Genomic DNA, 10,806 nt, shown 5'->3' with positions numbered 1-10,806 from the left:
TATTCATTTCATCTGGCCCTAGCTAAAGTCGAGTGAAGATGTTCCACCCCGTCTTCACCCGCAGGAGCCAGCCATGAGCCAGTCCGATAACAACAGTCCCAAGTGCCCGTATCACACCGCTCCCTCGCCGGCAGAAGGCGCCCAGCAGCAGCGTGAGCTGAGCACGACGCCGAAGCAGAAGCACGGCGACGATCCGGTCACGCCGATGACCACGGCCTTCGGCGCACCGGTGGTGGACAACCAGAACAGCAAGACCGCTGGCCCGCGCGGCCCGCTGCTGATGGAAGACGTGTGGCTGCTGGAAAAGCTGGCCAACCTCAACCGCGAGATCATTCCCGAGCGCCGCATGCATGCCAAGGGATCGGGTGCGTTCGGTACCTTCACCGTCACCCACGACATCAGCAAGTACACCCGCGCCAAACTGTTCGAGAAGGTGGGCAAGCAGACCGAGATGTTCGCGCGCTTCACCACGGTGGCCGGCGAGCGTGGTGCCGCCGACGCCGAGCGTGACATCCGCGGCTTCGCACTGAAGTTCTACACCGAAGAAGGCAACTGGGACCTGGTCGGCAACAACACGCCGGTGTTCTTCCTGCGCGACCCGCGCAAGTTCGCCGACCTCAACAAAGCGGTCAAGCGCGACCCGCACACCAACCTGCGAAGCGCGCGCAACAACTGGGACTTCTGGACGCTGCTGCCCGAAGCCCTGCTGCAAGTGACCGTGGTGATGAGCGACCGCGGCATTCCGCGCAGCTTCCGCCACATGCATGGTTTCGGCTCGCACACCTACAGCTTCACCAACGCCGACAGCGAGCGCTTCTGGGTCAAGTTCCACTTTGTCAGCCAGCAGGGCATCGAATCGCTGACCGACGCGCAGGCGCAGATCCTGGTCGGCCATGACCGCGAAAGCCACGGCCGCGACCTGTTCGACGCGATCGAGAAGGGCGACTTCCCGAAGTGGAAGCTGTTCATCCAGGTCATGCCGGAGCTGGAGGCGGAAACCTACCGCATCCATCCGTTCGACCTGACCAAGGTATGGCCGAAGAGCGACTACCCGCTGATCGAAGTGGGCCAGTTCGAACTGAACCGCAACCCGGTCAACTGGTACCAGGACGTGGAGCAGTCGGCGTTCGCACCGAGCAACCTGGTGCCGGGCATCGGCCCGTCGCCGGACAAGATGCTGCAGGCACGCCTGTTCGCCTATTCCGATGCGCAGCGCTACCGGCTGGGCGTGAACCACCACCAGATTCCGGTGAACGCCGCACGCTGCCCGGTGCACAGCAATCACCGCGATGGTGCGATGCGCGTGGATGGCAACTACGGCGGCCTGCCGCATTACGAACCGAACAGCTACGGCCAGTGGCAGGAACAGCCGCAGTACCGCGAACCGCCGATGAAGATCCGCGGCGACGCCGACTTCTGGAACTTCCGTGAGGACGACGCCGACTACTTCAGCCAGCCCGGTGCGCTGTTCCGCAGCTACAACCAGGCACAGAAGGACCGCCTGTTCGCCAACACCGCCCGCGCCCTGGGCGATGCACCGGACTTCATCAAGCAGCGCCACATCGACAACTGCAGCAAGGCCGACCCGGCCTACGGTGCCGGCGTCGCCGCAGCCCTCAAGGCGCTGGCCAGCCAGCCATCGGATCCGTTCAAGCCGGCGCAACCGGAAGCGGACTTCCCTACTGCGACCCCGGGCGCGGAAGACATCGAGCTCTGATCGCCCTCCCCGTGTACGGCACGCCGCCCCCCTGTGAGGCGGCGTCGCCGTTTTAACGGTCCGCGTCGTACCTTCTGCACGCCCCACCCCAATCAAGGAATCCGCAGATGAGCCTGACCGATGAACTTCTCGCCAAACTGCAGGGCGCGCCGCTGCAGCAGGTCTCCCAGCAGCTCGGTATCAGCGATACCCAGGCTTCCGGTGCGATCAGCGCCGCACTGCCGGTGCTGATGGGCGCGCTGGGCAACAACGCCTCGCAGCCACAGGGCGCACAGGCGCTGCTCGGCGCACTGCAGAACAACCACAGCGGCCTGGACCTGGGCAGCGTGCTTGGCTCGGTACTGGGCGGCGGTGGCGGTGGTGCCGCCAGCGATGGCGCCGGCATCCTCGGCCACATCTTCGGCGGCAGCCAGCAGAAGGTCGAAAGCGGGCTGGCGCAGGCTACCCAGCTGGACAGCGGCCGCACCAGCCAGTTGCTGCAGATCCTCGCACCGATCGTGATGGCCTTCCTCGCCCAGCGTCTCGGTGGCGGCCAGGCCGATGCCGGCTCGCTCAGCCAGGCGCTTGGCCAGGAAAAGCAGCACGTGCAGCAACAGGGTGGTCTTGCCGGTGGCCTGCTCGGCAGCCTGCTGGACCAGGACGGTGACGGCCAGCTCGGCGTGGGCGATCTGCTGAAGATCGGCGGCAGCCTGCTCGGCGGCAAGCGCTGACGCCTGCGGGCGCCGGACCCGGTCCGGCGCCGCATCATTTACAGCGCGTCAATATCGCCCAGCGCGCGGATCAACCGGCGCGCGCGCTTGTCCGGCTTGTGCTCCGGCGGCTGGAACCCATCGCGCGCGGCGATGCGCAGCGCACGCTGTTCGGCACGACGCGCCTTGGAGGCCTCGCTCTCGGCATACAGCTGCTGCGCCGTCGCTGCGGGCCCGCGCTGATCGCTCAGGCCGAGCACCTGGACCTCGAAATGCTCTTCACCACGGTCGACCTGAAGCTGCTCGCCCACGCGCACCGCGCGTGAGGATTTCGGACGCTGCCCGGCAACGCTGACCTTGCCGGTCTCGATCGCCTGCTTGGCCAGGCTGCGGGTCTTGAAGAAACGGGCCGCCCACAACCAGATGTCCAGGCGGACACTGGGTGACAGCGGGGAAAGCTCGGGCATGGGGGCAGGCTACTCCAGTGGCTTGTTGAGGGGACGCGGGTTGTCCGGGTCGGCCCGGCAGCCGGTGCCGCCGATCAATGGCCGCACCCCGGAGGCCAGGTCCTGGCGCTGGCTGCCGACCAGACACTCGGGACGGTCGGTTGGCCGGATCTGGGTATCACCCAGCCGGTCGTCCATCGAACATGCGGCCAATCCGACGCTGATCAAGGCCAGCGCCAGCCTCCGCTCCACCTGCAGTCGTTGATGCATTGCCACATCCCGCAAACCGGCGTGGTGCTAGTGTGCGCCTCCCGGGATTCGATCACCACTCCATGGCCAAGGCACCGCTTGACCTGACCTCCGGCCCGATCGGGCGCAATCTCCTGTTGTTCTCCCTGCCGATCCTGGCGGGCAACATCGCGCAGTCGCTGAACGGCTCGGTGAACGCGGTCTGGGTCGGGCGCTTCCTCGGCGAGGCGGCGCTGACCGCCACCGCGAACGCCAACAACATCATGTTCTTCCTGATCGGCTCGGTGTTCGGTTTCGGCATGGCCTCCACCATCCTGATCGGCCAGGCGATCGGCGCGCGCGACCTCGTGCAGGCGCGGCGCGTGGTCGGCACCAGCGCCACCTTCTTCATCGGCCTGTCGGTGATCATCGCCCTCGCCGGCTGGTTCATGGCCCATCCGTTGCTGGCGGCGATGGGCACGCCGGCCGCTTCGCTGCCATTGGCCGAGGCCTACCTGCAGATCATCTTCCTGGCGATGCCGACGCTGTACGCGTTCGCCTTCCTCACCGCCGCGCTGCGCGGTGCCGGTGACTCGCGCACGCCGTTCCGCTTCCTGATGGTGTCAGTGGCGCTGGACATCGTGCTGAACCCGGTACTGATCTTCGGCATGGGGCCGTTTCCCGCGCTGGGTATCGCCGGCTCGGCGTGGGCCACGCTGGTCGCGCAGACGCTGTCGCTGGCCGGCCTGCTGCTGTACATGCGGCACAAGCGCCACACCCTGTGGCTGGGCCGCGCCGACATGCGCCTGTTCAAGCTCGACATGACCATCCTCAAGGCTCTGGTGGTCAAGGGCGTGCCGATGGGCCTGCAGATGGTGCTGATCTCGCTGTCGGTGATCCTGCTGATGACCATGGTCAACCAGTACGGGACCGACACCGGCGCGGGCTACGGCGCTGCCCTGCAACTGTGGAACTACCTGCAGATGCCAGCGATGGCGATCGGTGCAGCATGCTCTTCGATGGCCGCACAGAACGTGGGTGCGCAGCGCTGGGACCGCGTGCGCGGCACCGCACGCCAGGGCGTGCTGTTCAACTTCCTGCTGACCGGCGCGTTGATCCTGCCGCTGGTGGTGTTCGATCGCCAGCTGCTGGCGCTGTTCCTGCCACCGGCCAGCCAAGCGCTGGAGATCGCGCGCCACCTCAACCACGTAGTGATCGGCTCGTTCCTGTTCTTCGGCGTCAGCTTCGTGATCTCCGGCGTAGTGCGCTCCACCGGCGCGGTGATTCCGCCGCTGCTGATCCTGGCTGGCTCGCTGTGGGGCGTGCGCGTGCCGTTCGCCGAACTGCTGCAGCCGTACTGGGGCGCCGATGCGATCTGGTTGAGCTTCCCGGTCAGCTCGCTGGTGTCGATGCTGCTGTCGCTGGCGTATTACCGCTGGGGCGGCTGGCGCAAGGCGAAGATGATGGGCAAGCCCTCGCATGCCGAAGAACTGGCCACGCCCTCTGAGATTCCCGCCTGCCCACCCTCGCCGGTGGCCGACCCGGATGCCGCACCGCTGCGGTAGTGCCGGCCGCTGGCCGGCAACTTCCCCCCACTCCGCAAGCATCGCAAAACAGCCGGCCAGCGGCCGGCTCTACCGCTTCTTCGCCGCCGGGGATTACCACGGTAGTGCCGGCCGCTGGCCGGCAACTTCAAACCCCTCCGCAAGCATCGCAAAGCAGCCGGCCAGCGGCCGGCTCTACCGCTTCTCCGCCGCCGGGGATTACCACGGTAGTGCCGGCCGCTGGCCGGCAACTTCAAACCCCTCCGCAAGCATCGCAAAGCAGCCGGCCAGCGGCCGGCTCTACCGCTTCTCCGCCACCGGGGATTACCACGGTAGTGCCGGCCGCTGGCCGGCAACTTCAAACCCCTCCGCAAGCATCGCAGAACAGCCGGCCAGCGGCCGGCTCTACCGCTTCTTCGCCGCCGGGGATTACCACGGTAGTGCCGGCCGCTGGCCGGCAACTTCAAACCCCTCCGCAAGCATCGCAAAGCAGCCGGCCAGCGGCCGGCTCTACCGCTTCTTCGCCGCCGGGGATTACCACGGTAGTGCCGGCCGCTGGCCGGCAACTTCAAACCCCTCCGCAAGCATCGCAAAGCAGCCGGCCAGCGGCCGGCTCTACCGCTTCTTCTTCGCCGCGTTGAGCGTCGCCGCCGCGCGCAGCAGCGCCTTGAACGCAGCGGCATCCGGCATCGCGCCTTCATGGATGTCGATCGCACGCCGCGTGTTGCCGTCCAGGCTTGCGTTGAACAGCCCCTTTGGATCGGCCAGCGCCGCACCGTTGGCGAAGGTCAGCTTCACTGCCTGCTTGTAGGTCTCGCCGGTGCACAGGATGCCGTTGTGCTCCCACACCGGTGTACCCCGCCATTTCCAGGTTTCCTGCACGTCGGGCAGCGCTTCATGGATCAACGCACGCACGCGTGCCAGTGTTTCACCGCGCCAGTCTGCCAACTCGGCGATGCGTGCATCGATCAACTCGGTGGCCGGTGTTCCGGCATCGGCCGGGTTGGGGGCATGCGTGGCCATCAGGAGCTCTCGTCGGGAAAGGAATGAGAAGGTCGGGGTTACATGCGCTCGCCGGGCAACGCGGCGGCCTGGCGCACCCAGTCGAGGAACTGTGCCTCATCCAGCAGGCCGTCCTGCGGGATGTGCAGGTAACGCGTATCGGCGCTCCTGGACGGCTCGGGCGGCACTGGCGCCAGTGCCGCGCCGCGGAAGAACGCCACCTTGATGTAGCGGGTGAAGCAATGGAAGCTGAGAAACCACCCTTCGCCCGGCGCAACCGCATACATCGGCGAGTTCCACTTCACTGCCTTGTGCACCCCAGGTACGGCCTGCTCGATCAATGCATCCAGTCGCGCGCCGATCGGACGTTTCCAGTCCGGCATGGCGGCGATGTATGCCTGCACCGGCGCATCGCCCTCGCCCTTGGCGATCTGAGGGTTGCCACCGGACAGCAGCGTGGGCGCAGTGGAAGGTGCGGTTCGCTTGGCAGGCATCGCACGCTATGTCCATCGGGATGAAGCTGCAGCCTAGCGCGGGCCCGCCCGGTGGTCACGGCGCAGTGCGCCATCGGCTCAGCCCGCCTGCCGTGCGCGGAACCGGCGCCAGTCCGGCAGCTTGCGGTGGCGGCGCAGCGAGCGCATCAGCGCTGCCATCACGATACCGAACAGCACGCCAGCCGACAGGCCGGCCACCAGCAACAGCGCCAGCGGGCGCTCGCTGCCCTGCCACAGCATCAGCCACATCAGCGCGGTCCAGAACAGCCCGAACAGCAGGCCCTGCACCAGCGCATTGGTGCCGAAGCCGGCCAGGATCGGTGGCGGCAGGGCAATGCCCAGGCGCCATAGCAGGCGGTGCAGCAGCGGCGCCGACTGCACGCGCACCAGCCCCTTGCCGTCGAGAAAGCGCAGTGCCGACTGGATCACGGCGGGATAGCGCGGGTTGATGTCGCTCATCAGCTGATCGTGGCCGATGCGATGCCGGAAACGCAAACGGCCACCCGAAGGTGGCCGTCGCGGCAACAACCGAAGTTGTTTATCAGGCCTTGTCGGCCAGACGGGCAGCCTTGGCGGCAGCAGCGGCAGCCAGGTCTTCCTTGATGCGGGCAGCCTTGCCTTCCAGGCCGCGCAGGTAGTACAGCTTGCCGGCGCGGACCTTACCACGACGCTTCACTTCGACCGAGTCGATGATGGCGCTGTGGGTCTGGAAAACGCGCTCGACGCCGTAGCCGTGCGAGATCTTGCGCACGGTGAACGAGGAGTTCAGGCCGGCGTTCTTGGTGGCGATGACGACGCCTTCGTAGGCCTGCACGCGCTCGCGGCTGCCTTCCTTCACCTTCACGTTGACGACAACGGTGTCGCCCTGGCTGAACTTCGGCAGTTCGCGGGTGATCTGGGCGGATTCGAATTCCGCGACGATGGACTTGTTCAGCTTGCTCATGGGTTACACCGATTCTTGTTCGGGTGGGCGTGTCGTATCGACAACGTGGGCTCATGCAGTCACCGGACTGTGCTGCACGTTTGTTTTGGGTACTGCGCGCGCCAACCGGGGCTGGCGGAATTAGGCATGATAGCCGATAAAGCCAGCCCTGCGCTAGGGGCTGGCCTTCTGGTTCCGGGCCTGGCGGCCCTGCTCCAGCAGTTTGCGGTCGGCCTTGCCCAGTGCCTGTTCATCCAGCAGGTCCGGGCGCCGCTGGGCGGTCCGGAGCAGCGACTGCTGGCGGCGCCAGGCGGCGATGGCCGCGTGGTTGCCCGAGCGCAGCACCTCCGGCACGTCCCCAGCGGGTGCTGGGCCGGCTGGCTGTAATGCGGACAGTCGAGCAGACCGAGGTCGCCCTCGAAGCTGTCCTGCGCCGCCGACTCCGCATCGTTCAGGGCACCGTCCTGCAGGCGGGCCACGGCGTCGATGATCACCGCCGCGCCCAGCTCGCCCCCGGACAGCACGTAGTCGCCGAGGGAGATTTCCTCGTCGACATTGGCCTCCAGGAAACGCTCGTCGATGCCCTCGTAGCGGCCACAGAGCAGGACCATGCGCGGCAGCGCCGCCAGTTCCCGCACCTTGGCCTGGGTCAACGGCGCGCCCTGCGGACTGAGGTAGATCACCCGCGCCGGGGTGGGATCGGCCTCTCGGATCGCCTGCAGGCAGGCCTGCAGCGGCTCGATCAGCATCACCATGCCCGGGCCACCACCGAACGGACGGTCGTCCACCCGGCGGTAGTTGCCTTCGGCGTAATCACGGGGGTTCCAGCCATGCAGGCTGAACAATCCCTTCTCCTGCGCGCGCCCGACCACGCCCAGTCCAGCGGACTGGGCGAGGAACTCGGGAAACAGGGTGATGACGTCGAAACGCATGCTCACACTCAGAACTCGGGATCCCAGTCGACCACGATCAGGTTGGCCTCGAAATCGACCGATTTGACGAAGTCCGGCTGCACGAACGGAATCATCCGCTCGCGGTCACCCCGGACCACAACCACGTCATTGGCGCCGGTGCTGAACAGGTGCGAGACCTGGCCCAGGGCGACGCCCTCGGTGGTCTTCACATCCAGGCCTTCCAGGTCCACCCAGTAATACTCATCGGGCTTCGGCGGCGGCAAGGCACTGCGGGCCACGTAGATCTCGGTGCCGCGCATCGCTTCGACCACATCGCGATCCTCGACCCCGGGGAAACGGGCCACCAGGTGCTTGCCGCTGTCGCGGCCGCGCACACCTTCAACCGTGGTTTCCACGCCGGATGGGCTGCGCACGATCCACGGCTGGTAACGAAAAATGGCGGAACGTGGCTCGGTCCAGGACTCGAGCTTGATCTCGCCGCGCACACCAAAAGCGCCGACAACCCTGCCCAGCAGGATGCGGCGCTCGATATCTTTCATCTGCTTCAACCAAGAGGGCCACGCCGAAGCGTGGCCCGTCAGGATCAGGCCGCAGCGGCCTGGGACTTGGTCGCTTCCTTGATCAGGTTGCGGACCTTGTCGGTCGGCTGGGCGCCGTTCTTGACCCAATGGTCAACGCGGGCCAGGTCCAGCTCGATGCGCTTCTCGGCGCCCTGGGCGACCGGGTTGTAGAAGCCAACGCGCTCGATGTTGCGGCCGTCGCGCGCGCTGCGCACGTCGGTGACGATGATGTGGTAGAACGGACGCTTCTTGGCGCCGCCGCGGGTCAGTCGAATCTTGACCATGGTGTTTTTCCTATTGCCCAGTCGCCAGGATGGCGAGGTAAGCGGGCGATTATAGCGGCAGAGCCCGGCCGAGCCAACCCCGGGGATGAACTCCCGGGGTCAGATCCCTTTTGCGGCGCAAAAGGGATCTGACCCCAATTTGTCCCAAGCCACCGCCGCCAGCGCCGCCCTGCCCTGTTCAGCCAGTGCCTGCGAGCCGGGCAGGACATGCCCGTCAATGGCCTCCAGCGCCCACAGACCACTGGCGTTGCAGGCAAAAGCGGCTTTCACGCCAGCCATATCCGCCAGCCGCAATGGCTGCGTGGCCTGCGCCCGCGGCCAATGCTGCTTCAGCAGCGCCTCGGCGGTCCCGCGCAGGGCCGGCGCCTGCGGCCAGAGCAGCCGTTCACCATCGTGCACGGCCAGGTTCCAGGTGCTGCCTTCACTCATTTCGCCATCGACGGTCACGAACAGCACATCGTCGAATCCTTCCGCCATCGCCGCGCGGCGCTCGGCGAACAGGCCGAAGGTGCCCACATGTTTGATCTGCGGCAGTTCACGCTGCCAGGCCACGCTGCGCACTCGCTTGGCGACGGTCAGCGTCACCGGCGCTGACACCGCCACCAGCACGTCCACCGGCACCGCCGCCAGCGGATTGCGGAAATCGAAGCGGCGCGAGTACACCGTCACCCGCAACGAGGCATCGGCCTGCCCTGACTGCTGCAATGCCTGCGCCATCCACGCCTGCACCTGCACCGTGTCCAGTTCGCTGCCGAACAGTTCGCGCGTAGCCTGTGACAGCCGCGCCAGATGCAGGTCCAGCCCCTGCACTGCACCACCACGCACCTGCAGCGAGGTGAAGTGGCCGTAATTCACCAGCGCCGGCAGGAGATCCTCCACCTGCGCCGCCCGGCCGTTGCAGCTCACCATCATGGCAGCAGTGCCTGCGCCTGTTCCCACATGCCGCGCAGCACGTCGGCGGCCGGCTGCGCCGGCGCCATCCACGCCGACTGCCCGGCCCAGGCCTGCATCGCCGCCAGACGATTTTCCTGTGCCGCCTGCCTGCGCATCGGGGCGGTCAGGCCGCGCTGCACCGGGTATGGACGCGGCGCGGGGGCGCCTTCTGCAGCAGCGGCGCGCACATAGGGCGTCGCCAGGCCACGGCCCAGGCGACCACTGAAGGCGCGGGTCGGCCAGGTATCTTCCGGTTCGCTGGCGGCCAGCCCATCGGCCCACGCCGAAGCGATCGCCGCTTCCGGCGTGCGCAGGAAGGCGGTGCCGATCTGCACCGCACTGGCGCCCAAGGTGAGTGCGGCAGCGATGCCACGGCCATCGGCGATGCCGCCGGCGGCAATCACCGGAATCTGCAGCTGATCGGCCAGGCGCGGCAGCAGCGCAAACAGTCCCACCAGCTGGCGCTCGGCCATCGCCGGATCAAAGGAACCACGATGGCCGCCGGCCTCCGCGCCCTGCGCCACCACCGCGTCGGCGCCGGCGTCCTGTGCCGCGCGCGCTTCGGACAAGGTGGTGGCACAGGCGATCCAGGCGATGCCGGCGTCCTTCAACTGCTGCACGTGGCGCGGCAACAGCACGCCCATGATGGTCGAGGCCACCGCAGGACGCGCCGCCAGCAGTGCGGCGAACTGTTCTTCGAAGTCGGCCGGCGTGGCGTCGGCGGCGCTGGCCGGCACCTCCGGGCCCCATTGCGCGAGGAAGGCGCGGCTGGCGGCCTCGGCGGCAACGTCACGGGCAGGTACAGGGTCCGGCATCCACAGGTTCACCTGCGCCGGACCGCTGGAGGCTGCGCGGAAGTCATCCATCCAGCGACCGATATCGGCCGAAGAGGACAACACCGCGCCCATTGCGCCCATGCTGCCGGCGTTGGCCAGCGCAGCCGACAACGGTACCGGGCAGGCACCGGCCATCGGTGCCAGCAGGATCGGAACGGAAACGCCAAAGCGCCGGCAGAACGCCTCGGCGCGGGAAGCTACAGCGGAACTCTGCATGACGGCCCATCGTTTCGGACA

At 67.2% G+C, this 10,806-nt stretch carries 13 protein-coding genes and 1 pseudogene; 3 read left to right on the top strand and 11 right to left on the bottom strand.

What is annotated here, in order from left to right; translation table 11 throughout:
- Window positions 1-73 precede the first annotated feature (73 nt).
- Both DL544_RS05780 and DL544_RS05775 read left to right on the top strand, forming a co-directional pair.
- Window positions 74-1,717: a catalase gene (locus DL544_RS05780; RefSeq protein ID WP_005415744.1), complete on the top strand. Its 1,644-nt coding sequence runs from the start codon at window positions 74-76 to the stop codon at window positions 1,715-1,717.
- Window positions 1,718-1,824: 107 nt separating this feature from the next.
- On the top strand, window positions 1,825-2,427 hold the full coding sequence (locus DL544_RS05775) for a DUF937 domain-containing protein (protein WP_065178082.1): 603 nt from the start codon (window positions 1,825-1,827) through the stop codon (window positions 2,425-2,427).
- A gap of 38 nt (window positions 2,428-2,465) precedes the next feature.
- Here DL544_RS05775 and DL544_RS05770 read toward each other — a convergent pair whose 3' ends face one another.
- Together DL544_RS05770 and DL544_RS05765 are read right to left on the bottom strand one after the other, a co-directional pair.
- Window positions 2,466-2,873 (bottom strand): RNA-binding S4 domain-containing protein, encoded by a 408-nt coding sequence (locus DL544_RS05770; RefSeq protein WP_005415742.1) that lies wholly within the window; start codon window positions 2,871-2,873, stop codon window positions 2,466-2,468.
- Between the two features lie 9 nt (window positions 2,874-2,882).
- Complete coding sequence (locus DL544_RS05765) at window positions 2,883-3,122, bottom strand: hypothetical protein (RefSeq protein ID WP_005415741.1); 240 nt, start codon at window positions 3,120-3,122, stop codon at window positions 2,883-2,885.
- Window positions 3,123-3,184: 62 nt separating this feature from the next.
- Between DL544_RS05765 and DL544_RS05760 the strand changes: the two genes are divergently transcribed.
- On the top strand, window positions 3,185-4,645 hold the full coding sequence (locus DL544_RS05760; protein ID WP_139726837.1) for an MATE family efflux transporter: 1,461 nt from the start codon (window positions 3,185-3,187) through the stop codon (window positions 4,643-4,645).
- A 594-nt stretch (window positions 4,646-5,239) separates the two neighbouring features.
- Here DL544_RS05760 and DL544_RS05755 read toward each other — a convergent pair.
- From DL544_RS05755 to DL544_RS05715, 9 genes and pseudogenes are all read right to left on the bottom strand, one after another.
- Window positions 5,240-5,647, bottom strand: coding sequence for a DUF1801 domain-containing protein (locus DL544_RS05755; RefSeq protein WP_065178085.1), 408 nt, complete (start codon window positions 5,645-5,647; stop codon window positions 5,240-5,242).
- A 38-nt stretch (window positions 5,648-5,685) separates the two neighbouring features.
- Window positions 5,686-6,120, bottom strand: a complete 435-nt coding sequence (locus DL544_RS05750; protein WP_005415738.1) for a DUF1801 domain-containing protein — start codon at window positions 6,118-6,120, stop codon at window positions 5,686-5,688.
- A gap of 78 nt (window positions 6,121-6,198) precedes the next feature.
- Window positions 6,199-6,579, bottom strand: a complete 381-nt coding sequence (locus DL544_RS05745; RefSeq protein ID WP_139726836.1) for a DUF6404 family protein — start codon at window positions 6,577-6,579, stop codon at window positions 6,199-6,201.
- An 82-nt stretch (window positions 6,580-6,661) separates the two neighbouring features.
- Window positions 6,662-7,063, bottom strand: coding sequence for a 50S ribosomal protein L19 (rplS, locus tag DL544_RS05740; protein ID WP_005415736.1), 402 nt, complete (start codon window positions 7,061-7,063; stop codon window positions 6,662-6,664).
- Window positions 7,064-7,216: 153 nt separating this feature from the next.
- Window positions 7,217-7,974 (bottom strand): annotated as a pseudogene (gene trmD, locus DL544_RS05735) (tRNA (guanosine(37)-N1)-methyltransferase TrmD).
- Window positions 7,975-7,982: 8 nt separating this feature from the next.
- Window positions 7,983-8,495 (bottom strand): ribosome maturation factor RimM, encoded by a 513-nt coding sequence (gene rimM, locus DL544_RS05730; protein WP_005415734.1) that lies wholly within the window; start codon window positions 8,493-8,495, stop codon window positions 7,983-7,985.
- 44 nt (window positions 8,496-8,539) lie between these two features.
- The gene (gene rpsP, locus DL544_RS05725; RefSeq protein ID WP_005415733.1) at window positions 8,540-8,800 is read right to left on the bottom strand and encodes a 30S ribosomal protein S16; all 261 of its coding nucleotides are present in this window, start codon (window positions 8,798-8,800) and stop codon (window positions 8,540-8,542) included.
- Between the two features lie 99 nt (window positions 8,801-8,899).
- Complete coding sequence (locus tag DL544_RS05720; RefSeq protein ID WP_139726835.1) at window positions 8,900-9,712, bottom strand: aminotransferase class IV family protein; 813 nt, start codon at window positions 9,710-9,712, stop codon at window positions 8,900-8,902.
- Window positions 9,709-10,785, bottom strand: a complete 1,077-nt coding sequence (locus DL544_RS05715) for an NAD(P)H-dependent flavin oxidoreductase (RefSeq protein WP_061479149.1) — start codon at window positions 10,783-10,785, stop codon at window positions 9,709-9,711. Before DL544_RS05715 ends, DL544_RS05720 begins: the two co-directional genes overlap by 4 nt.
- Window positions 10,786-10,806: the final 21 nt, after the last annotated feature.

Origin of the sequence: Stenotrophomonas sp. pho (assembly GCF_006228405.1) — a bacterium.
GTDB lineage: Bacteria > Pseudomonadota > Gammaproteobacteria > Xanthomonadales > Xanthomonadaceae > Stenotrophomonas > Stenotrophomonas sepilia.
The sequence above is the reverse complement of the archived record's forward strand: the minus strand, read 5'-3'. Positions and strand labels throughout refer to the sequence as shown.

What these genes read in the sequence shown, in the direction of transcription:
- rimM (WP_005415734.1), bottom strand. Translation starts at nt 8,495, where the DNA reads ATGAAAGATATCGAGCGCCGCATCCTGCTGGGCAGGGTTGTCGGCGCT.
- DL544_RS05775 (WP_065178082.1), top strand. Translation starts at nt 1,825, where the DNA reads ATGAGCCTGACCGATGAACTTCTCGCCAAACTGCAGGGCGCGCCGCTG.
- DL544_RS05765 (WP_005415741.1), bottom strand. Translation starts at nt 3,122, where the DNA reads ATGCATCAACGACTGCAGGTGGAGCGGAGGCTGGCGCTGGCCTTGATC.
- rplS (WP_005415736.1), bottom strand. Translation starts at nt 7,063, where the DNA reads ATGAGCAAGCTGAACAAGTCCATCGTCGCGGAATTCGAATCCGCCCAG.
- DL544_RS05720 (WP_139726835.1), bottom strand. Translation starts at nt 9,712, where the DNA reads ATGATGGTGAGCTGCAACGGCCGGGCGGCGCAGGTGGAGGATCTCCTG.
- DL544_RS05780 (WP_005415744.1), top strand. Translation starts at nt 74, where the DNA reads ATGAGCCAGTCCGATAACAACAGTCCCAAGTGCCCGTATCACACCGCT.
- DL544_RS05755 (WP_065178085.1), bottom strand. Translation starts at nt 5,647, where the DNA reads ATGGCCACGCATGCCCCCAACCCGGCCGATGCCGGAACACCGGCCACC.
- DL544_RS05770 (WP_005415742.1), bottom strand. Translation starts at nt 2,873, where the DNA reads ATGCCCGAGCTTTCCCCGCTGTCACCCAGTGTCCGCCTGGACATCTGG.
- DL544_RS05745 (WP_139726836.1), bottom strand. Translation starts at nt 6,579, where the DNA reads ATGAGCGACATCAACCCGCGCTATCCCGCCGTGATCCAGTCGGCACTG.
- DL544_RS05750 (WP_005415738.1), bottom strand. Translation starts at nt 6,120, where the DNA reads ATGCCTGCCAAGCGAACCGCACCTTCCACTGCGCCCACGCTGCTGTCC.
- DL544_RS05760 (WP_139726837.1), top strand. Translation starts at nt 3,185, where the DNA reads ATGGCCAAGGCACCGCTTGACCTGACCTCCGGCCCGATCGGGCGCAAT.
- rpsP (WP_005415733.1), bottom strand. Translation starts at nt 8,800, where the DNA reads ATGGTCAAGATTCGACTGACCCGCGGCGGCGCCAAGAAGCGTCCGTTC.
- DL544_RS05715 (WP_061479149.1), bottom strand. Translation starts at nt 10,785, where the DNA reads ATGCAGAGTTCCGCTGTAGCTTCCCGCGCCGAGGCGTTCTGCCGGCGC.